The sequence below is a fragment of the Micromonospora tarapacensis genome, assembly GCF_019697375.1.
Lineage (GTDB): Bacteria > Actinomycetota > Actinomycetes > Mycobacteriales > Micromonosporaceae > Micromonospora > Micromonospora tarapacensis.
This window is the reverse complement of the sequence record NZ_JAHCDI010000004.1, coordinates 2,404,693-2,425,534: the sequence shown is the minus strand read 5'-3', so window position 1 is coordinate 2,425,534 and position 20,842 is coordinate 2,404,693. Positions and strand designations below refer to the sequence as shown.

23 protein-coding genes are annotated in these 20,842 nt (G+C 68.2%); 15 read left to right on the top strand and 8 right to left on the bottom strand.

The window, feature by feature from the left end:
- Positions 1 to 13 precede the first annotated feature (13 nt).
- The 14 genes from KIF24_RS16990 to KIF24_RS16925 all read left to right on the top strand — a co-directional run bounded on the left by KIF24_RS16990 (position 14) and on the right by KIF24_RS16925 (position 11,705).
- Positions 14 to 988 carry a DUF932 domain-containing protein gene (locus tag KIF24_RS16990; protein WP_221084883.1) on the top strand — a complete coding sequence of 325 codons (975 nt, stop codon included), beginning with the start codon at positions 14 to 16 and terminating at the stop codon, positions 986 to 988.
- Between the two features lie 182 nt (positions 989 to 1,170).
- Complete coding sequence (locus KIF24_RS16985) at positions 1,171 to 2,190, top strand: DUF4192 domain-containing protein (RefSeq protein ID WP_221084882.1); 1,020 nt, start codon at positions 1,171 to 1,173, stop codon at positions 2,188 to 2,190.
- Between the two features lie 2 nt (positions 2,191 to 2,192).
- Positions 2,193 to 2,546 (top strand): hypothetical protein, encoded by a 354-nt coding sequence (locus tag KIF24_RS16980; protein ID WP_221084881.1) that lies wholly within the window; start codon positions 2,193 to 2,195, stop codon positions 2,544 to 2,546.
- Positions 2,547 to 2,661: 115 nt separating this feature from the next.
- A complete protein-coding gene (locus KIF24_RS16975) occupies positions 2,662 to 3,855 on the top strand; it encodes a hypothetical protein (protein WP_221084880.1) in 1,194 nt (397 codons plus the stop codon).
- 117 nt (positions 3,856 to 3,972) lie between these two features.
- A complete protein-coding gene (locus tag KIF24_RS16970; protein WP_221084879.1) occupies positions 3,973 to 4,593 on the top strand; it encodes a hypothetical protein in 621 nt (206 codons plus the stop codon).
- On the top strand, positions 4,590 to 5,150 hold the full coding sequence (locus KIF24_RS16965; protein WP_221084878.1) for a hypothetical protein: 561 nt from the start codon (positions 4,590 to 4,592) through the stop codon (positions 5,148 to 5,150). Before KIF24_RS16970 ends, KIF24_RS16965 begins: the two co-directional genes overlap by 4 nt.
- A gap of 104 nt (positions 5,151 to 5,254) precedes the next feature.
- Positions 5,255 to 5,863, top strand: coding sequence for a hypothetical protein (locus KIF24_RS16960; RefSeq protein ID WP_221084877.1), 609 nt, complete (start codon positions 5,255 to 5,257; stop codon positions 5,861 to 5,863).
- Positions 5,860 to 6,432 carry a hypothetical protein gene (locus KIF24_RS16955; RefSeq protein WP_221084876.1) on the top strand — a complete coding sequence of 191 codons (573 nt, stop codon included), beginning with the start codon at positions 5,860 to 5,862 and terminating at the stop codon, positions 6,430 to 6,432. The genes KIF24_RS16960 and KIF24_RS16955 overlap by 4 nt, the downstream gene beginning before the upstream one ends.
- A 12-nt stretch (positions 6,433 to 6,444) precedes the next feature.
- Positions 6,445 to 7,245, top strand: coding sequence for a hypothetical protein (locus KIF24_RS16950; protein WP_221084875.1), 801 nt, complete (start codon positions 6,445 to 6,447; stop codon positions 7,243 to 7,245).
- A 247-nt stretch (positions 7,246 to 7,492) separates the two neighbouring features.
- Positions 7,493 to 7,843, top strand: a complete 351-nt coding sequence (locus tag KIF24_RS16945; protein WP_221084874.1) for a hypothetical protein — start codon at positions 7,493 to 7,495, stop codon at positions 7,841 to 7,843.
- Positions 7,840 to 8,385, top strand: coding sequence for a hypothetical protein (locus KIF24_RS16940; RefSeq protein ID WP_221084873.1), 546 nt, complete (start codon positions 7,840 to 7,842; stop codon positions 8,383 to 8,385). The genes KIF24_RS16945 and KIF24_RS16940 overlap by 4 nt, the downstream gene beginning before the upstream one ends.
- 164 nt (positions 8,386 to 8,549) lie before the next feature.
- Positions 8,550 to 9,296, top strand: coding sequence for a diguanylate cyclase domain-containing protein (locus tag KIF24_RS16935; protein ID WP_221084872.1), 747 nt, complete (start codon positions 8,550 to 8,552; stop codon positions 9,294 to 9,296).
- On the top strand, positions 9,293 to 10,624 hold the full coding sequence (locus KIF24_RS16930) for a hypothetical protein (protein WP_221084871.1): 1,332 nt from the start codon (positions 9,293 to 9,295) through the stop codon (positions 10,622 to 10,624). Before KIF24_RS16935 ends, KIF24_RS16930 begins: the two co-directional genes overlap by 4 nt.
- Before the next feature lie 214 nt (positions 10,625 to 10,838).
- Positions 10,839 to 11,705 (top strand): phosphotransferase family protein, encoded by an 867-nt coding sequence (locus KIF24_RS16925; RefSeq protein WP_230416531.1) that lies wholly within the window; start codon positions 10,839 to 10,841, stop codon positions 11,703 to 11,705.
- Here the strand turns inward: KIF24_RS16925 and KIF24_RS16920 are convergent.
- From KIF24_RS16920 to KIF24_RS16890, 8 genes are all read right to left on the bottom strand, one after another.
- Positions 11,702 to 13,048, bottom strand: a complete 1,347-nt coding sequence (locus tag KIF24_RS16920) for a hypothetical protein (RefSeq protein ID WP_221084869.1) — start codon at positions 13,046 to 13,048, stop codon at positions 11,702 to 11,704. The two genes, KIF24_RS16925 and KIF24_RS16920, sit on opposite strands and share 4 nt — an antisense overlap.
- Before the next feature lie 177 nt (positions 13,049 to 13,225).
- Positions 13,226 to 14,353 (bottom strand): IS1380 family transposase, encoded by a 1,128-nt coding sequence (locus tag KIF24_RS16915; protein ID WP_230415557.1) that lies wholly within the window; start codon positions 14,351 to 14,353, stop codon positions 13,226 to 13,228.
- A complete protein-coding gene (locus KIF24_RS33005) occupies positions 14,326 to 14,652 on the bottom strand; it encodes a hypothetical protein (RefSeq protein ID WP_230415559.1) in 327 nt (108 codons plus the stop codon). The genes KIF24_RS16915 and KIF24_RS33005 overlap by 28 nt, the downstream gene beginning before the upstream one ends.
- Positions 14,653 to 15,025: 373 nt before the next feature.
- The gene (locus tag KIF24_RS16910; protein WP_221084868.1) at positions 15,026 to 15,496 is read right to left on the bottom strand and encodes a PPC domain-containing DNA-binding protein; all 471 of its coding nucleotides are present in this window, start codon (positions 15,494 to 15,496) and stop codon (positions 15,026 to 15,028) included.
- On the bottom strand, positions 15,489 to 16,529 hold the full coding sequence (locus tag KIF24_RS16905) for an asparaginase (protein ID WP_269440620.1): 1,041 nt from the start codon (positions 16,527 to 16,529) through the stop codon (positions 15,489 to 15,491). The genes KIF24_RS16910 and KIF24_RS16905 overlap by 8 nt, the downstream gene beginning before the upstream one ends.
- Before the next feature lie 77 nt (positions 16,530 to 16,606).
- Positions 16,607 to 18,094 carry an XRE family transcriptional regulator gene (locus KIF24_RS16900; RefSeq protein ID WP_221084867.1) on the bottom strand — a complete coding sequence of 496 codons (1,488 nt, stop codon included), beginning with the start codon at positions 18,092 to 18,094 and terminating at the stop codon, positions 16,607 to 16,609.
- Positions 18,095 to 18,471: 377 nt separating this feature from the next.
- The gene (locus KIF24_RS16895) at positions 18,472 to 18,672 is read right to left on the bottom strand and encodes a DUF397 domain-containing protein (protein WP_221084866.1); all 201 of its coding nucleotides are present in this window, start codon (positions 18,670 to 18,672) and stop codon (positions 18,472 to 18,474) included.
- Positions 18,669 to 19,550, bottom strand: coding sequence for a helix-turn-helix domain-containing protein (locus KIF24_RS16890; RefSeq protein ID WP_221084865.1), 882 nt, complete (start codon positions 19,548 to 19,550; stop codon positions 18,669 to 18,671). The genes KIF24_RS16895 and KIF24_RS16890 overlap by 4 nt, the downstream gene beginning before the upstream one ends.
- 691 nt (positions 19,551 to 20,241) lie before the next feature.
- Here KIF24_RS16890 and KIF24_RS16885 point away from each other — a divergent pair.
- A complete protein-coding gene (locus KIF24_RS16885) occupies positions 20,242 to 20,562 on the top strand; it encodes a hypothetical protein (protein ID WP_221084864.1) in 321 nt (106 codons plus the stop codon).
- Positions 20,563 to 20,842: the final 280 nt, after the last annotated feature.

Below are 20,842 nucleotides of genomic sequence, written 5' to 3'. Positions count from 1 at the left end.
AGGGAGCGCCGCCGTGGCGCACGAGATCGAACAGTTCACCGACGGATCCGCGGCCTTCTTCACCGCCAGGACCGACGCCTGGCACCGGCTCGGCACCGTCACCACCGACTGTCTCACCGCCCAGCAGGTGATGGACGTCGCCTACCTCGGCGGCTGGGACGTCCGCAAGGAAGCCCTGCAGACCGTGCCGTCCGGCGCGGCCGTGCCGAACCGGTGGGCCACCACCCGCATCCACCCCAAGACCGGCCGGCGGGAGGTGCTCGGCATGGTCGGCAAGTCCTATCAGGTCGTGCAGAACGAGCAGGCCGCCGGGCTGTTGAACTTCATCGTCGATGCGACCGGCGCCCACTTCGAGACCGCCGGCAGCCTGCGCGGCGGCCGGGAAGTGTTCGTGACGATGAAGCTGCCCGACTCGATGATGGTGGCCGGCATCGACGCCATGGACCTGTATCTGGCCATGTGCACCTCGCACGACGGTTCCCGGCTGGCCCGGGTGCTGGTCACCCCGGTCCGCATCGTGTGCGCCAACACCCAGGCGGCGGCGTTCGCGGACAACGTCGGCGAGTACGCGTTCAGCCACTCCGGCGACATCGAGGGCAAGCTGACCGAGGTCCGCGACGCGCTGAAGCTGGTGCCGGTGTACCTGGACCAGTTCCAGGCCGAAGCCGAGAAGATGATCGAAAAGCAGCTCGAATGGGACCAGCTCCAGCGCATCTCCGACGAGCTGTGGCCGCTGGACGAGGACGACAAGGAAGCGGCGTTCCTGCGCAAGCTGGGCCGCGAGCGGGACCTGCGCTACCTGTTCGAGGAAGCCTCCACCCAGGCCAACATCCGCGGCACCGCGTGGGCCGGCTACCAGGCCATCACCGAGTGGCTGGACCACAAGCAGCCCGCCCGCAGCGACTACCACCGCGCCAACAAGGTCCTCGCCGACGGCACGGTGACCGCCACCAAGAAGCGGGCCTTCGACCTGGTGCTGGCCGCCTGACCGATCGCGCTCGACACCGGTAGCGGGCGCAGAGGTTCGACCGTCTGCGCCCGCCACCGGCGAGCCCACCACCGCCAAGCCCACCACAGCGGTGCCTGGCCCGCCCGGCAGCACAGCCCCGGCCCGTCGACCGCCCGGCACTCACCTTTCTCAAATCCCCCCTTTTCAAAAGGAGATCCCTCATGTCCTCTCCCGTACCCAAGCTGCGGATCCGCACCGACGTCGACCTCGTCGCCGTCGTGCCCTACCTGATCGGGTTCCGGCCCGACGACGGCAGCATCGTCGTGCTCGCCTTCGCGGACAACCGCGTCGTGTTCGCCGCCCGCACGGACCTGCCCGGCCCGGACATCTGTGGCGACGTCCTGCTCGACCTGGGTGGCCACCTCGCCGACGTCACGCGGCGAGTCCACCCGAACGCCAAGGTCGTCCTCGTCGGGTACGGCGCCGCCGGTCACGTCGACCCGGCGCTGCGCACGGTCGCCGACCTGTTAACGACCGGCGGGCTGTCCGTGCGACAGCGGTTGCGGGTGACCGACAGCCGCGTCTTCCACCTGGACTGCGACCACGCGGGTTGTTCACCCGGCGGCACGCCCTTTGATCCCATGTCGTCGTCGGTCGCGGCCGAGGCGACGTTCGCGGGCATGGTGGCCCTGCCGAACCGGGCGGCCAAGGCGGCGCTGCTCGGCCCGGCCGATACCGCCTGCGGCGAAGCGATGCGGCAGTCCGTCACCCGGGCGACGGCTCGCCTGCAACCGCTGATCCACGATGACGCCGCCGTGGACGAGGCCGCAGCCGCGGCCATCGCCGATGCCCTGATCCGGCACGCCACCGGCACGGCGCTTGGCGACGACGAGGTGGCCTGGCTCCTCGTCCTACTGGCCCGGCCTTCGGTGTGGGACCTCGCCGCCGGCCACGCCGAACCGGACGAACGGCACCTCGCGTTCTGGAACGAGGTCACCCGCCGAGCCCCGGACCCCCTCGTACCGGCGCCGGCCACCCTGCTCGCGCTCACCGCGTGGCAACTCGGCGACGGCATGATCGCCACCCTGGCCACCGAGCGTGCCCTGCACATCGACCCGTCGCGCGAACTCGCCGGTCTGATCCTGCACGGGGTGCAGGCGGGAATCAGCCCGGCGGATGTCGAACGGGCACTCGCCGACATCGGCTCCGAGTCGCCGTCCGACATCGAACCTCGGGCATGACGATGGCTGCCAAACCTGCGTGGAAGGCTACCGTCGTCATCACCTCCAGCCACTGGATCCGCCAGGAGCTGCACCGGGTGGAACAGCACGCCGGATGCGAATTCGAGTTCACCGCGTCCATCCCGGACGGCCGCCGCAACACCCGCCGCCGCCCGATCGTCATCCTCGGCGCGGACCTCGTCGGCCGCGTCCGCAAACCGATCTACTGCGGCGGCTTCGTCGTCGTGGCCGCCCTCGACTTCGCCGGCCCGCGAACCTTCAGCCACGCCGCCCGGATCAACGCGTCCTACGTCATCGCCCTACCCAACGCCCGGGAATGGCTCGCCGACAAGCTCCTCCGGATCAAGGCCGACTGACCCGGGGCGCAACACCTTATGAGCCCACACAGCGGGGCGAGCCGTCACGGCTCGCCCCGCTGTCCGCACACCCATCGCCTCCCACCAGGAGACCAGGAGACCAGGAGACCCACAGATGACCTCCCACACCAGTCCCCCCGCGGCCGACGTCGTGCGCGACGAGGCCACCGCCTGGCGGCACGTGACCCACGCCCTCGGCGTCGAGCTGCGCCGCCGCCTGATCCCGCTCGTACGCGCCCGGCTGTTCGGCCTCGACGTCGCCTGCCGCGTCCTGAAAGCTGCCGACCTACCGCCGCTGCCGCAGATGTGGACCGTGCAGCTCACCGTGAACCTCCGCCGCCGGGTCACCTCCACCAGCCTGGACCGGGCGGTCGCCGCGTTCCGCGACGACCTGCACCAGGCCGTGCGCCAGGCGCTCGGCCCGGCCACGGCCGTCACGTTCCAACAGCCGCCGCAGGCGCTCGCCACCGGCGGACGCGACGAATCCGGCAACCGTAGCTACGACGTCTGGGGTCAGCCGGCGGTCATCGCCACCGTGCGCGCCGAGGCCGGCTACCTGGCCCGGACGGAGGCGGTCGACACGCTGCTCGCCGCGCTCGCCGAACTGCCTGGCGCCAAGGCCGACCTCGATAGCGCGACAGGGGTACACGTCGAACCCGACCCGGACACGCCGGTCGACTTGAACGTGGACACCGACGCCCCGCACCAGCCGTACACCCCGCCGCCGGGCTACGGCCCCATCAGCATCATCGAGGCGCGCACCGCGCGGCGGCTCGCGGTCGATTCGTGGCAGTACCTGGTCCGGCAGATCCGGGCGGAGCTGATCGAGGTGCTCCTCGCCGGGGACATCGACGACCAGCCCGGCAGGCACGCACCGTACGGCCTGGTCGACGACCTGCTACGCGACCTCGGCCTGCCGGGGCTGCCACACGCACACCTGTACGAGATCACCACCGCCATCCCGGTCACCGTGACCGCCGACACCCCGGCCACCGCCCGGCTCGCCGCCTACCGGCTCCGACGCGACGCCTCGGCCACCTGCCCGCAATACGGGCTGCCCCTCACCGTCAGCTCCACATTCCGCGACCCGGACATCGCCGCGGCCGACGCAGGCGGCTACCGGGTCACCTGGCACGAGACCTACCTGGTCTGCCTACGCGCCACCCACTCGCCCCGACTGGCCGAACACGCCGTACGGCTCCAACTCAGCGTCCTGACCGAGCAGGTGCCGGACATCGCAGGCGTCCCGCTCACCACCGTGTACCTCGGGGAGTACATCGACCACCGGCTCGACCCCGACCGCGACTGACCCACCGCGACTGACCCACCCCTATCAAACCGCCCGGCCCGCCCGATCTCGGGCGGGCCTTCGTGTCCTTGGAGGACGAAACCTATGGAACACACCACACACCTTGGCGTTGTGCCCATGCCCGGCGCCACGACGAGGTTCCCGCTGTCGGTCAACCTGCACGTCGCTCCCCGACAGACGACCGCGACCGCGCTGGCCTTCGCCGCCGCCCTCGGGCGACCCGACTACGTGGCCATCACGATCGTCGGTGAGATCCACGGCCACACCGTCGACCTCGGCGTCCGCGCCGAGGTCGACGTCAACCACCTGCCCACCACGATCGAGGAACTGGCTGCCGCTGAACCGGTGGCCAGCCTGATCGCGGAGTTCGGGCAACGGCTGGCCGACCTCACCTGGCACCTCACGGTGCGCGGGCTCGCGCACGACGACCGGATCATGGCCGGGTTCACCGTCGACGACGTCGAGTTTCTCCGCCACTGTCTGACCAACCTGGAACGACGCTGGTGGGACGCCATCGACACGGCGACCGCTAGCGCCGCGCAACCACAGCGGGACGTGCCGCCGTCGCCCGGATTCGTCAACATCGAGCCGACCCCGAGCGGGTACCGGGGCATCGCCCGCCTCGCCGGGGCCGAACTCACCCGCGTCATGGACTACGGCAAGCGCCTGGAGCGGCTGCTCGACCTCGCCCGGCAGGCGGCCGGCGACAACGGAGACGACGACCGGGAGCCGCAGTGACCGCCGACGACCCACGGCTGATCGGCGGCCTGAACCCGTGGGTGGCCACCGCCCCGGAGCCCGTGCTGACCATCACCGGCCACACCGCCGCCATCACGCAGGTGCGGTTCGTGTGGAACGGCATGCGCTGCGTCTGGTGCCGGCAGCCGGTGGCGCTGTGGACCGACGGCGGCACCATCGACGTCGGCCTCGCATCCGGGCGCCCCCGGCGGCGCTCGCCCACAACGGACGCGCACTGGTACCAGACGTACCGGCCCTGCGGCGTCCCGGCCATCCCGGACGACTGCCCCCACCCGAACTGCCACCGCCCGGCCACCCGCACACTCTCCACCGGCGAGCAGGTGCCAACCGAATGGCTGCACGGCAGATGGCGGCTGGACGCCGGCCCGTTCACCCACGGCCGAGACATGGACGAGCGCTGCCCGACCCCGGCGAACCCGAAGACCTACCGGCTGCTGGATGAGGTGTGGTCCACGCTGCGGCGCACCCACGCGGATCTGGCCGCCGCCGCCGACGCGTACGCCGCCGACCAACGCCGCCGCGCCGAACGCGGCTGACCCCCACCACCTGACGCACCCCTATCCCGAACCCGGCCCGCCACCCATCCGGGTGGCGGGCTACCGGCACATCCCCCACACACGACCGGAAGGAACAACCAACCGTGACAACCACCATCGAACGATGGGTGCAGGACTGGTACGGCCTCACCCTGCACACCGACCGATACGACTTCGACATGTACGTCTCCACCACCGGAATGCTGGCCGCCGCCCACGCGGCCGGCTTCACCACCGCCCTGGACCTCACCAACATCGCCCTCGCCGCGCAGCTCACCAGCAACGGCCAAGGAATGATCGACACGTCGGTGCGGTTGCTGGCCGCCGCCCGCAACCTCGCCTGGCAGGCCATCACCGCGTTCGCCGCCGACGCGCACAAGGTCGGCTTCGCCAGCCTGCCCACCGGAGTCAACACCAACTGGACACCGGTCTGTGTCCACGATCGCGACATCGGCCCGAAGGTGTACCCGGCCTTGGCCGACACGAAGCGGCCGGACGTGGCGCCGAGGTTCACCCGCAAGACCGCCGAACGCATCAGCGACGACCTCGCCGGCCAGCGCGGGCAACGCATCACGCTCACCTTCACCGGCGCCGTACTCACCGTGTCACGCGGCGAGCACTCGGCGGTCCGGCCGACCCGGCACGAACCCGACGACGACGGCCTCTACGCCGTCGGCGCCGGAAGCCTCGTGTGGGAACGGGTCCAGCCATGACCCAATCCGGCGTTCCACCGATCCCGCTCAGGTTGGGACACCGGCCGCTGATCGCCGGGCTGGTCGTGCCGTGGATCACCGCCCACACTCCGGACGGCCGCTACCGGTTCGGCACGGTCGACGCCGACCGCGCCGCGCAAGCCCTACACCGCCGCTGGTGCCAAATCTGCGGACAGCGCCTTCAGACCCGGTTCGTGTTCGCCATGCGCGACCGCGACCTCGACCGCAGCATCGCCCCCGAGGCCGCGATGCACCCCGAATGCTTCCACTACTCGATCACCGCCTGCCCGATGCTGGCCGGTCGCATGGACCACTACCGGGCCGGCGGCCACGCCGAGGTGTTCGCCGGCACCGGCATCGTCCTCGGCGACCCCGCCGGCCGCCGCGCCGGCCAGGCCGCCGAGCCGTGGAACGCCGTCTGGGCACGCGACTACACGGTCATCACCGACCCACACGCTCACCTTCCAGCGGCACTGCTGCTGCCCGACCAGATCCTCCGCGTGCGCCCGATCGCGCACCCGGAAAGCCGGCAGAACCGGCAAACCCCGCACAACCCGACGATCCACTGAAGGAGTTCCGGCATGACACGTCCCACCCGTCTGTGGTGGCACCTGGACGACGTACTACCACTGGCAGAGCACGCGCTCGCCGCACCTGAGCGCAGGATCACCCGCGCGCAGGCCCTCGCCGGCTCGGCCACCCAACCGGCCCTGATCTGGGAATCCGAGCCCGACAACGACTGGCTCGGCTCCAACGGCGTACCCATCTGGTACGCGCAGGACGGCAGACCCCACCGGGTGCCGGCCCGCACCTGGCGGCACAGTCAGACCGGGACACTCGGCACGCCCGGCCAACTCGACGGCGCGTCCGGTTTCCTGCGGCTGAACCGCCGCTACCGCGACCCCGACCGCACGCCGCTCATCAAGCTTCTCCGCCGTGGCGCACGGGCCGGTGGTCACTGGTTCGTCCTCGACCCGAGCGCCCTGCACACCATCGACGGCTACCAGGTCGTCAACCACCGCGACGACATCACACCGGCGGACGCGACCTGGACACCGGCCACGGTCACCTGCCGCGAAGTGATGGACATGGAGTTGCCGGCCCTGATCGCGGACGGCTACACCGTCTTCGACGGGGTCCTGCCCACCTTCGACCGCGCCACCGTCGAACAGATCGCCGACGCCCTGGCCTGCGCGCGGATCGGCGACATGCCCGGCGAACACCCGCTCATCCGGCTCCACGACGACGTCGCCGTCATCTGCTGGGAGGTCGACGACGGCCGCACCACCCGCGAGGTCGAAGTCGACCGGGTCCACCCCGACCCCGCCGGACGCTACGCCCTCGGCCTCTACCTATGGCCGTGGTTCATGATCCCCAACTGACTGACCGATACGGATACCTATCTCATGGAGGGGCAATGGCCAGATACCAGGTGCGGGGCCCACACGGCTCCACCCGTGACTACGCGCGCTGGACGGTTGTCGACACGGCCGACCGCGACATCGCTGTTCACACGACACGCACGAAGGCTGACGCCCTGGCGGCAGCCCGCGAATTGAACGCCGCTGGCATTCCGATGAATACAGCACGTCCGAATAGGTGCACTCCACCAGCCGGCGAGGTGGCCCGGTGATCGTCACACTGGGGTTCACCGAGTCCGACCGCGACGCCGACTACGTCAGCTTCTCCGACGGCTACCGGCACGGGGCGCGGCAGCAGCTCGTCACCATCATGCTGGAAGGCGACGGGTCGCCCTACGACGCCGAGCAGTGGGCGGAGGCGGCGTTCGTCGCGTCGAACCACCCCGGCGAGGCGCCCACCGGACCGGCCAGGGCCATCCAGCTCGCCCTCGCCGAACAGGCGACCGGTCCGCTGCGCAGCTTGTCCGTCGGGGACACGGTCACCGTGCACGGGCAGATGTGGGCGTGCGAGAACAGCGGGTGGCGGCTCGTCGACCCGCAGCCGGGAGACACCCCGTGACCCGCCCGCAGCGCCCGGACATCCCGGCGCGGCTCGCGGCCCGGCCCGTCGACCCACGCCGAGGGCTGCCCATCCCGTACGTCAATGAGCACGACGACGGCAGCGTCAACTTCGCGCTCATCAACGGCGGCCGGGTCCTGGAGTGCGTCCGCGACCGGCTGTGCGGGCTGTGCGGTCAACGCCAGGAGTTCCTCGTCGCGTTCGTCGGCGGGCCGGGCGGGTTCCACCAACGGATGTTCACCGATCCGCCGGGACATGTCGAGTGTGCTCGGGCAGCTCTGGACCTGTGCCCGTACCTGGGCCTGGAGCGGCACCAACGGCGCGGGCTGACCGAGTTGACCGCCGCGCCCGGGTTCGCCGACATGGAGAAGGCCCAGCCGGTCATCCTCGCCGTCACCTGGGCGTACGACGTGGCGCTCATCGGCGAACCGCCGGCCCTGATGTTCCTACCTGCCGCGTGGATGTCGGCCACCCGATTCGACTACGCCGACGGACGGCTGGTCGAGACCGGACCCGAGCCGCTGCGCCACCCGCCGACGTAGCGCGGCTCGCGGCACAACCGAACGCCATGCGCGCCGCCCACCGGCGCGGCACAAACGCAAAAAGCGGCCCGCCAACCGGCGGGCCTTCGTCATTGTTGGACCCGGGACGCCACCGCCTACGAAACGTCGGCGTCCCGGGTTCTCTCGTTGAAGAGAGGACTCCAGTGTCCATTCTCGCTGCCCTCGCCGCCAGCGCGGCGCTCGCTTTCATCGCGGGCCGGCTCAGCACCCGACCCAGACTCCGCAACCTGCGCGCCGAGGTCACCGGCCTGCGCGAACAGATCGACACGCTGGACGGCCTGCTCCGCGTCGCCAACTACATCGCTGGTCATGACCGGCTGACCGGCCTGCCCAACCGGTCGTCGGCCGCGAAGGTCTTCCTGGTCCGCGAGACGCTCGGCCGGCCCACCGTCGTCGCACTGATCGACCTGGACCGGTTCAAGCGCACCAACGACACCTACGGCCACGACGTCGGCGATGACCTGCTGCGCACCATCGCCGAACGCCTCGCCCACGCCGCGAAGGCGGCCGGCGCGACCGCGGCCCGCCTCGCCGGTGACGAGTTCCTCCTGCTGCTACCCGCCGACCCGGGTGACGACCACGCCAAGCCGGTCGCGGCGATCCTCGACCAGCTCGCCCAGCCGGCCACACTGTCCACCGACGACGGCGAGGTCACCGTGCACCCGCAGGCCAGCGCCGGTATCGCCGTCTACGACGGCACCTTCGGCACGTTCGACACGATGCTTCACCACGCCGACATCGCCCTGTACCACGCCAAACAACAACGAGGCACGCACCGCACCTACCGGCCCGAGATGCGCATGCCCCGCAACGCCGGACGCCACGGCCCACGCCGACGCGACGAGCACCCTGCCAGCGGCGGGCAGCTCGGCGGCGAGGTGACCGCATGATCGAGCGCGACATGGCGTGCGCGGTCTGCGGCTACGCACTCAACGCCATCGACCACGACGGCCTCATCACCTTCGAGCACCCCGTCACGCCGCGCAAGGACAGCCACGACCCGCAACCGATACCGGCGTACCAGCACGATGACCTCTACCGCCGGTGTCACATGTGCAGCACCGACGAGCCGTTGTGGACGTACCGCACGCCAGAAATCGAGGCGGTGTCCGTCGGCGGCAACTTCCCGGTCACGCAGACCTACAGCACCCGATGGAATGCCTGCGCTCGCTGCGCCCAGCTCATCGAACAGGACGATGACGTCACGCTCACCCGGCGCAGCAGCGCCGCGATGGGGTGGCGCCCGACCGACCTCGAAGCGCAGATCCTCGCCGGCATCCACCGGACCATCGTCCGCACCCGGGAGCCCGGCAGAGTCCTACTCACCGTCGGTGAGTGGGAACCGACGAACCTGAAGGCGGCGACCCTGCCGAAAGTCCGGGATCGCCTCGCCGGGCTGTTCCGCGGACCCGTAGAGTTGCCCACACCGCTGGACAACACCGAAACGCGCGGGCTCCTGGCTGGCGGGCTCGACCAAGCCCGCCTCTACTGGATCGACTCGGAGTTCACGTCGCTGGTCGCCGAGGTGCTGGCCGACCTGCCGAACACCGCCGTCACCGATCGGATCGTACCTGCGGGTAGCGGCTTGCTCACGTGGTCGAACCCGATCGACCGACGCCACCGCATTGCCGCCGCTTCCTGGACTCCGCAACCGACCGGGTGGCACGTGGTCTGCTACCGCAGTTTGGGTCTCGACCTGCCACCTACCGCCATGGAGACGGTCCGGCGCGAGGTCGGCTGGCTCGTTCCCGTCCACGCCGCCCACCTCTCACGCGAGGCTGTGGTCAACGGCGATGATCCCCTCGCTGGGCTCGTCGCCACCTGGCTGATCATCGCCCAGCAGCTCACACAGGGCGAGCCCACCCCAGTTGATTCGTCCATCCGCAAGGCGTACGCACGCGCTCGCCGGAAACCGCCCGAGGTTCGGCTCATCCGGATCAAAGCCCCGAGCGCGCAATCCCGATCAGCCGAGACCACGAAGGTCCGCACCTCGACCGGTAGGGCCAAACCTGATCATCGGTACTGGGTCGGCGCGCATGAGCGCAACCAGGCGTACGGCCCTGGACGTAGCCTGCGCAAGAAGTTGGACATCGATCCGTTCCTCAAGGGGCCGGAGGGCGCACCGATCAGGGCCAGCACCACCGTACGGATCCTCGGCAGCACGCGCGTACGCAGAGCGGCGGACGAACACGAACAGCCACCGACGAACGACGACTAGTCACGCCGGGCCGGTGTGTAGGCGGTTACCCCTCCTACACACCGGCCTGTGCCACGCAGACGGACCTTTTTTGCGTAATAGGTCCATATCTTGCCCGGGTTACTCCAGCAGCCCGAAGGCCGTCACGCGGCTTGTCGACGGCTCCGGCGGCGTCGCGGGCCAGGCCCTCCTCGGCGGGGGTTCGATCTCCTGATGGCAGGATGATCGCGTGCGGATGGATGAAGCCGTCAGCGCAGCAGCGCAGGCTGCCGCTCGCGCTGGTCTCGTGGCCGACGGTGCTCGCGCACTTCGGGTGGGCGAAAACGGCGTGGTGGTGCTGCCCGCCGCCGGGGCGCTTGCCAGAGTTATCCCGGATGAGAGCCAGTTTGATCATGTTCGTCACGAACTGGTCGTGGCCAAGTGGCTGTTCTCCCATGATGTGCCGGTCGTGCTGCCCTTGGTTCCTGCGCCGGTGCTCGTTGGCGGTTTCGTAGTTTCGTTCTGGGAGTTCCTCGCCAATGGCGGATCGGCGGATCTGGTCACCCTCGCCGGCTGCCTACGGCGGCTTCACGCCATCCCCACGCCGCCGACTTCCCTCCTGACCCGGCTAGACCCATTTGCTCGGTTCGAGAAACGCGTGGCCGCCGCGACGATGTTGGACGACGCCGACAGCGTCTTCCTCACTGAGCTGCGCGACCGGTTGGCTGAGCAATGGCGCCGGGCCAACTTCGATCTGGGGGAGGCAGTGATCCACGGCGACGCGCACATGGACAACCTGCTCCAGACACGCGACGGGCGGGCCGCGTTTGTGGACTTGGAGACCGTGGCGATCGGGCCACCAGAATGGGATTTGACCCTGACTGCGCTCTACCACGAGTGCGGGTGGTTCTCGGCGAGCGAGTACGCCAATTTCGTCGACGCTTACGGCTATGACGTGCGCACCAGCGCCGCGTGGCCGGTGCTGCGGGGGATTCGCATGGTGAGGATGACGACGTGGCTCGCGCAGTCGGCCGAGAACTCTTTCGAGCGGGAGACGCAGCTTCGACACCGTCTCGCGACGCTGCGGGACGGTACAGCTCCAGCCGGATGGACCGGCTTCTAGCCTCTACTGACAGGCGTGACGATACTGGCGCGAACCTTCGCGAGCCGGTCGCGATTGCCCCGGGTAGTGGGGACGGACGCCAGAACCCTGTCCAGCAGACGAAGATCGTCTGCGATGCGACGTGAGTGGACCTCGCGAGCATCGGCTATGCCGAGATCGGCAGCGTCCAGCGCTTCCCCGAGATCCCGGTGGCGTGCCTTCAGACACGCGATCCGGATCATGGTCAGGGCCTTCGACCGGACAGACTCCGGCGAGTGGCTCACATACGCCGCTTCCAGCCTGTTGATCGTCGCTTCGGCCTGGTCCTCGTCGCCGGAGGTCATAGCCAGGTCGAAGAGTGCATGTCCGGCGTCACCGAGGATCTGGGCAGCGTCGGCGTAGTAGCCCCACGTCGGGTCAACCACTCCGTCCGGGGAACTGTTCGCGAAGTGGTGATCACATAGTTGGACAGCTTGCTCGCAGGCTTGCCTATCGCCGATCTTGCCGTGGGTACGGGCCTCCGCAATGCCGATGACGGCCCGACCGAGATGCGGCAGCTCCCGCCAACCCAGGCGGGCCAAGCCGACAATGTCGAGGGCTTCAGAGGTTCGGCCAAGGTAGGTCAGGTGGCGGTTCATCGATGTGGCTGTGTGGGTGCGCTGCTGGACGTCGTTGGCTTCCCCGGCGAGTTGGATCGCGGTCAGAAAGTAGTGCTGTACGAGTTCAGGTCTCTCTCCGGCGTCGAAACACGCCCAGCCCGCGAGGTCACCGAGCCGGGCCGCGACTGACTGCCAAGCCTGCCTCGTCGTCTCCGTCATGACCGAAGTGCGGGCAGCTCTGCATGCCCACTGAAGTTGGCCGCTCATCGCGGCCCGAGCCAGTCCGCCGCCGTACTGGTGGTCCCAGTGCTCGAACAGGGCGATGCTGCGCCGTAGGGCCTCCACATGAGCAGCTTCGATCTTGGTAGGTGTGTCCATGTCGGTCGTCCACGGACCGGGTAGCTCGACTAGATCCTCGGGCAGCATGCCAAACCAGGCGGCTCCCGTCAGGCGGACCAGCCCGACATCGAAGGCTCGATTCGGTGAACGGGTCGAAGAAGCCCCACCCACGGCCACCGCAGGGATCGGTCGAGCCTCGCTTCTGGCCGACCTCGCGCCGCTGGTACCGCGGACCACGTAGAACCCGAGCTGTCGGTCCTCATCGACTCGCAGGACAGCGCGGAACGCCTCACGTCGGCACTCGCGGGGCCACCGGTTCTCGCCCCGCTCAAGTTTGCCGATGTCCTTTTCGTCGAGCCGCTCCCTGGCCTTGTATGTGTCCCACAGGTATGCGTTGACGGCTTCGGCAAGTTCCTGTCGAGACATCGACCGTCCAGAGCCTGACCTCGATCCGTCAGAGGGTTTTGCTCCCCTGCCTGACCGTTTCGGCTGACCGTTTTGTCCGGCCCGAGTGGGGGTGGGACTGCCACGTGTCGCTGTGGAAGCGCGAGGTCTCCGGCCCTCGGAGGGCAGCCTTTCTGCTGGTAGGTGCGGGAGTCGGGGTCAGGTGGTCAGTGGTAGCTGGGTGAGGCGTTGCCAGCAGAGGGTGAACGCGTCGGCCCAGGGCCAGGTCTCGGGGATCGACAGGACACGGCGGCGGGCGTGGACGGCGATTTTGCCGGGCAGGTGCAGCAGCCGGTAGCGCAGGGTGTCGGGTTCGGCGTCGGCGAGATCCGGCTGGTCGTGCAGGCCGAGCAGTCTGGTCCAGGAGGCCAGGTCGGCGGCGAGGTTGGCGGTCAGGACCCAGCCGCGGTTGACCGTCCACGTTTTCGAGGGCAGGTTGCGCAGGCCCATCGCCTTTGCGCCGCGGACGTGATCTTCCACGCCGGCGTGAGAACGGTGTAGGGCGTCGAGCCATTGCGGCTGGTGCGAGCCGGGCACGCCGGCGATACGGGTGATGTTGGTGGCCACGATCTGGTAGCGCCAGCCGGTGCGTTTCTCCAGGTCGGTGAGGTTCTTGGCGTGCCGGGCCGAGGGTTTCACCCGGCGTACGAGCAGCCGTAGTGTGCCGGTCCAGGCGTGCAGGCGCGGGTTGAGGCCGGTCAGTTCCGCGACGTGCGCGTCGCTGGTGGCGGTGCCGTCCTGGTGCAGGCTGTCGCTCCAGGCGTCGGCGGGGATCTGGTTGATCGCGGTCTCGTCGGCGGTGGTGATCGTCCAGCCGACGGTGAACTTCACGCTGCGCCACGCCCGGTTCATCTGCTGAAGATGTTCCAGGAGCTCGTGGGTGGCGCCGGCACCGTCGACGCGGATCAGCAGCTTGCGCCGGTAGGCGACCGGGAGTTGCGTGATCGCGTCGCCGAGGACCCGGATGTGATCAGCAACCGTGTTCGATCCGGCGTTGCCGGGCCGCAGCAGCATGGCCAGGCATTCCGCGGTGTTGGCACACCACGCGCCGAGCGGGTGGAAGCCATAGCCTTTCTTGAAGGTGGCCGCCGCGCCCTGCTTGTCGCTGTGGGCGGTGATCAGCGTGGCATCCAGATCGATGACCACCCACCCGGTCAGGAGTTTGCCCGCGACGGTCAGCCACGGGAATCCCTGCGGGCGGCGGGCGAGCAGCGCCCACACGTGGGCGCGGACCTTCGCCCGCGCATTGCCGATCCGCTTCAACGCGGTCTCGTCGAGGCCGGCCAACGCTCGCCGGACGGTCGACTCCGACGGGGATCACCGAAGACCAGGCCCTGATGGGCGAGCAGCGCGATGTCGGACATGCTCGTGGCGCCGAGCACGATCGCGACCGCGAGCGACACCAGGACCGTGCCGCGATCCCACCATCCAGGGCCCTTGCCGCGCGGCAGCACCTTGTTCAATCCGCTGGTCAGACCGGTCCGATCAGCGCATTTCCGCAGCAGGACCGCACCCGCATGACCGACCAGCCCTTTCCCGCCCGAGCCGACGACCAGCCGCTGATCCCACCCACTACCCTTACTCACCAGGAAGGTGCACCCGATTCTGCTGTGGACATGGACTCGACACCCACATCCTTGCAGGTCAGGTGCACCTTTCTTTCACTGACCTCGATCAGTCAAATCCCCCTCTGAACAGGGGAGGCTGATGGGGAAGGCGCCCGCCGCCGTGCCTGAGACAGCAAGGTGTTCGGTGCTGGCTTGATGCGGCGGCTACTCACCTGTTCACGCCTCCGACCGCAGGAATGGTTCGCTGGGTGATGACGCGGATCGCCCCCGGCTGCGTGGTCATCGTCTGGACGCGGAAGCCGACAGGTACAAGCTCGCTCGGAGAGCGCACCTCCGCCGGATCTGCTGCGTGGTCACGGACGATGTAGGTTCGCATGGCTAGGCGACGGTGTCATCCGATCGTGGTGTCGAACCGGAGCAGGGGGACGTCGTAGAGCGCCGGATTCCGCTCGCGGCTCATTGCCGGCGCAGACGCCTCGACGATCAGCATTTCCGTGAGGAACTGGACCTTCGCCGACAGCAGATGGCTTGTGTGGCCGGTAGCGCTGTGTTCCTTGAGCCCGACGGAGACGTGGATGTGTGGCTGTATCCGGTTCTCGGTTTCGTCGTAGGCGATCGTGCCGCCGCCGAGCGCCTCGACGTTGGTCAGGTGCACGGCGGACCAGACCGGAGCCTGGGGGTCTTCTAGTTTGCCGCAGGTGCCTACAATCTCGACCTCGGCGAAACCAGCGATGAAGACGGGCACGAAACCTTGGCGGACCCCGTTGGTGCGGCAGAACTCCTCCAGGGCCACGAAGAAGTCCTCGCCATGGTCGAACGCCACGGCGAACGTGCGGCTGAGGACCACCTCTTGGCTACGCACGGGCTACCCCTTCAGTCTTTGCGTTCAGGCTCTCCGCCCACGGCCAGTCCTCGGGGTCGGCGTAGTCGCCGGCGATGGCGAATGCCGCACTGATCGTTTTGCGGTCGGCGTCAGCCGCCAGCAGGCTCCGCAGGAGGATGCGAGCTTTGAGCGGATCGAGGAAACCGGCCGAGATCAGCCCCCGGCTGAGGAGGTCGCGTTCTGAACCAGGAAAGCCGTAAGTGCTGGTGAGAACAGAGCCGGCGCCGGTGCGGCTGGCGAGGATGACTGGGATCTTGTCCGCTAGATCGCTGAGCGCCGGTACGAGCTGGCGTGGAACGTGGCCCACGCCGAAGCCGCCGATGACAGCTCCGTCGACGCGGCCCGCGATACCGTCTAGAAGCACGCCGTCGTCGCCGAGACTGACGGTGAGTAGCGCGATGCGGGGGTGGCGACCGGCGGCTGGCGCGGGCACTGTGGTTCTGTGAGTAGTGCGATTGACGAACCGGGGCTGACCCTCGACGAGGTAGCCGAACGGGCCTCCGTTAGGGGATTGGAATGTGGAGCCCGCCGTGGAGTGGGTCTTACGGACGTGCCGTGCCGCATGAATCTCATCGGCGAGGACGACCAGGCAGCCGAGATTGCGTGCGGCTGGACTCGCGGCGGTCTGGACCGCCGCGAGCAGGTTCGCCGGCCCGTCAGGTCCAGCCAGCGTCGGATTGCGCATCGCTCCGGTGACCACGACCGGCTGCGGCCCGTCGTGGTAGAGGTCGAGCAGGTAGGAGGTCTCCTCGATCGTGTCGGTTCCCTGAACTACCACGGCACCGTCGATATCGGCGGCGAGCTGTTCCCGGATCAACGTCATCACCGCGACTAGATCATCAAAGCCCAGTGAGGCGCCGGGAAGTCGCCGAAAGTCTGTGGTCTGCACAACGACATCGAGATCCGCGGGGCCGGGGACGGCGGCCAGAAGTTCGTCAGCGGACAGTGCCGGGGCGACGCCGCCGCCTGCGTTTGGAGTCATCGCGATCGTGCCGCCGAGGCTGATCAACAAGACCCGGCGCTCCCCGGGTGTAGCAACGGGCACGGGTGGCGTCCTTTACCTCGACGAGACGGATGCGTGTCGCGAGCCTAGTCTGTCGCCGCCCCGACCTCGCTGAGGTACCGGCATGCCCGATCCAATCCAGCGACGGAGAGTAGTCGGCTGCGAGGCCCGGCGAGTCCTGCGCAGCCGTGTTGTCCCAACTGGGCACAACGCTGGACCAGCCATGGCCAGTCCAGCTCCAGGTAGTCGGCCATTGCCCGTAGACGCTGCCCGGGTGAACGCCCTGGCACGACAGAATGTGCGCTCGTGTAGGCCGCAGTCTCGCCGTAGTCGTATATCGCCGGGCGGGTGGTGGTGACACCAACCTGCCAGATTCCGTCGGCACCCACCCAGTTCGCCACAATGGCTTGCCGTCCACGGTCCAGCACGAAGCCCTCGACGGCCGCGTACTCCGGGTCGGCGCATACATCGACGCGGATCGAAAACGATTCCATCAGGGCTGCGGCGAGGATGAGGAGGATGCGCTCGGCGCATGGTGACGCGACGACTGTCTCGGGCGGAATACAAAACGCGCGGCTCAGTGCTCCACCGGAGAAGCGGTCAGTGACGGCCTGTAGATAGTCGTACTTATGCCGGAACAGCAGCCATGTGCTCGCCTCTTCGCCACGCTGTTCCCGGGTCCAAAATTCGGGAGGGCTGGAAAGGTCGGCAAGGTGACGAAGGATGTGTTGAGCACAGAAGTCGCTGCCCAACCACATCTGTGACACCCTCGTGAGATCCGACGCGAGATCGCGCCCGGCCGACGAATGTGGAAGTGCCTCGTACTGCGCCAACTGCTGCTGGAGGTCGAACAGGAGACCGTCGTCGTGAAGCAGCGGTTCGTCCAAGTTGACCACGGCCCATAGAACTCCGGCCGTTACATCGTCCAAGATATAGGCGGGAGGTATGAGCAGCCGTGCCGCTGGGCCAGCCTTGATCAGCCGCCGCCGCGCCTGCCGGCTGTCGAGCCCGAAACCGCGAGGCCGCTCGTCACCTTCGACAACCCCCACGACCAGCCCACGGCGGGGTCTGCGAAGAAACTGGCTGTTAGCGAAGTCGGCGGGCACTGCCGTGAGGACGCGGCCGTCATCGACAGCGGGGTAGACGCGTGTGTCGACGGATTGCCCATCGAAGAAGCGACCAGCCGGCGCCGCGAGCGTGTGGTCCTCTGTCTGCGCCGATTCAATCCCATGTAGCGCGAGTCCTGCACCGGTCAGCAGCGACAGAGCCGCCGAAGGGTCGGGCTGCGCTTGGCTGATCTGTTGCAGAGTTCCTGGGCTGCTGCTGTCGGGCGATGGCAGTGTCCAGGGTTGATCGAGCTCTGCTGTTTGGGCGTTGCGGTTGATATAGAACCCAAGTTCAGCGTCCGAACTTACGTGCAGGACGACGCGGAAGGCTTCACGTCGGCGTTCGCGTGGCCAGCGGTTCTCGCCTCGTTCCAGTTTGCCGATGTCCGTTTCGTCGAGCGCCTCCTTCGTCTTATACGTGTCCCACAAGTAGGCGTTGACAGATTCGGCAAGCTCCTGCCGGGACATCTTTCGTCCCGAACCGGCTGGCGAAGGCAGCCGTTGTCGCGCTCGGGACAGCAGCGTGTTCGGCGGTGGCTTGCGGCGATCGCCCACCTTAGTCAACCTCCCGACGCGCATCGGACCGTCGCGAGAGGACACGAATTCGACGCCGCGCTGCGGCCACGTGTGGTCGCGGCATCTCAGTGCTCCTTCCCCTCGCACCTCCGCCGCCGTGCGGTGATCATTCTCGTGCGGGCGGCTGTACGTCTGGACGGGTCCGGTGCGCTCAGCATGACAGCGTGGATACCTGTCTTCTAGCAGCTACTCCGGGTGGTGGACGGCGGTGTGCCGAGCGGCACCAGCGCCGTCCACCAGGGCGGCGCCTCGTGGCCGCCGTACGCCGGCTATGCGTCGAACTCGCCGTCGCGGACGCCTCTCGTGAACGCCTGCCACTCGGGTGGGCTGAACTCGAGGATCGGGCCGGTGGGGTTCTTGGAGTCGCGGACGCCTACGGGGCCGTCGGCGGCGACGGCTACCTCGACGCAGTTGTCGCCGCCGCCGCTGCGGCGGGATTTGCGCCAGTTGGTGAATTTGCTCGGGTTCATTGTCGGCTCCCTGAGTAGTTGGGCAGGTCTTCAGCCACGGCGGCTAGGAGGTCGAGGCTGTCGGCGGGACTGAGCGTCGCCTGCTGTAGTCGCTGGTAGAGGTCAAGGTAGTAGGTGATCTCGGCCGGTTCGGTAAGTACGAGGTCGGACGTGACGGTGTCGACGGCCACGACGATCGGGTCGCCGGGGTCCGGATAACGATAGGTGAAGAAGGCCGACCGGGGCACGACATGACCGGCGATGGCCGCCATCAGTGGCAGCACGCGGATGGTGATCCTCTTGCGGCTACGGCCGACGTGCACGAGGTGGTCCATCTGGGCACGGACAACGTCCGGCGGCGCGGCGAAGCGCCGGACTGCCAACTCGTCAATGATCACCTCGTAGCTGGGCCCGCCGGCACGTTCGAGTACACGCTGTCGTATCGCTCTTGCCTCCAGCGCGCGGGCTGGGTCGAAGTCCTCTGGGTATGCGCCCCGGTCGGCCCGCGCCCGAACCTCGGTGAACCGGGGGATTTGGAGCAGGCCCGGCAATAGCGTCATCTGGTACTCGACGATGGACCGTGCGCCGGCTTCGAGGTCGGCGTACAACGCTTGGCGAGGTCCCATCTCGTCGCGGAACTTTTCCCACCAGCCACGCTCCTGGGCTTCACGGGCGATGGTCATGATCTGCTGCCAGCGACGTTCGCCGACGTTGAAAAGCTTGAGGATGCGCATGATCTCGTCCAAGTCGGGCCGCAGGTGCCCGTTCTGGAGTTGACTGATGCGCTGGCGTGGGACGTTGATCTCCTTGGCGAGCCGTTGGGTGGAGTAGCCGTGTTCCTCCCGCAACCTGAGTAGCTCGGCTGCGAGCCGGCGGCGTCGCACATACGGACTGATCATGAACGGCCCTCCGGTGCAGACAGACGCAAAGGCACCGCGACTGTCCGACCATCGGCGGCTGTCCGGTGCGGCCAGAGCCTAACCCCGACTTTGAACCGTTGGAGTCCGCCCACCACTGATCGATGTCGAGAATCAGCAGGTCAGAGGCACGTCTCCTGCTAAGTCTCCTGGTAAGTCTCCTGGTAACTCGGGGTTCCAAGGCAGCGGACTGTCAGTGATCGTGAACACACGACATGCGACCCATCGATGGGTCACGGCATCGAAGATCAGCCGGCATGAAGTGCACGGCTGGCGAGCATGATCCGACTGTTGCTGAGGAGGCGCAATGACCGCCATCGGGCCAACCACAGCGACGACCATACGTCGTAGCAGGTGGACCGTGGGCGTTGTGCTGCCTTGTGCGACAACCCCCGTCGCAGCGGCCGGTCTCGACCCGGCCGACGCCGATGTGCGCGATCGGCGCGTTCTCTTGTCGCGACGCGAGCAGTACCTCGGCCCTGCCGGCCGCCGGCTGTCCTCGCATATCCATGCCCACCGAGGCGTCCGGTCACGGCCTTCCCCCGAGTGTCGTGGCCGGACCCGGCCGTGCGGTTGGTCGCGCAGCTCTCTGCGCGACCAACCGCACCGTTGGGAAGGGGTCAGGCCAGCCCGGCACCTCCTTGCCTCATTGGCGGTGTTGGAGGAAACCACGGTGCAAAGCGATCTGGTATTTCCAGTCTCATCGACGGCGTCGTATCCGTTGCTCGGGTGGTTGTTCTGCGCATGCGGCGAGCGCTTCTGCCAATGGGGATCACCCGATTCCACACGTGAGTACCTGAGCGTGTGCGGCTGCCGACTACGGCCCATCGACGCCGACGCCATCGAGCGCCGGGTGCGCGCAGAGGCGGCCCTTGCAGCTCCGACGTTGGCTGGCCGCTGGTCCGCCGACCCGATCGAAGTGCTCACACGGCTCTATTCGCGGATCGAGGTTGGCGGAACGGTGGCCGACGTGAGGTTCGTCGCCCGCGAATAGATCGCGTCCGCCCTCGTCGCCACCAGGGCGCGGCGGCGTAGTCGCACCCATTGCACACGACCCGGCCTACTGGCGCCGCATCGCTGAGGTCGCGACAAGCCGACGCCAAGAGCGCCACCGCCATGAAGCCGGCTACTCGGCGACGTCCAAACAGTTCTGGGGAGGAATGCCGTCGTGGACGGTCTCAAGATGGGAGTCGGTTGGTTCGGCAGACGCCGCCGCGCCAACCCGCCAATCAACGGCGTAGGTGCCCGTTCCGTGGCTAGCTCGACGGTCCGAT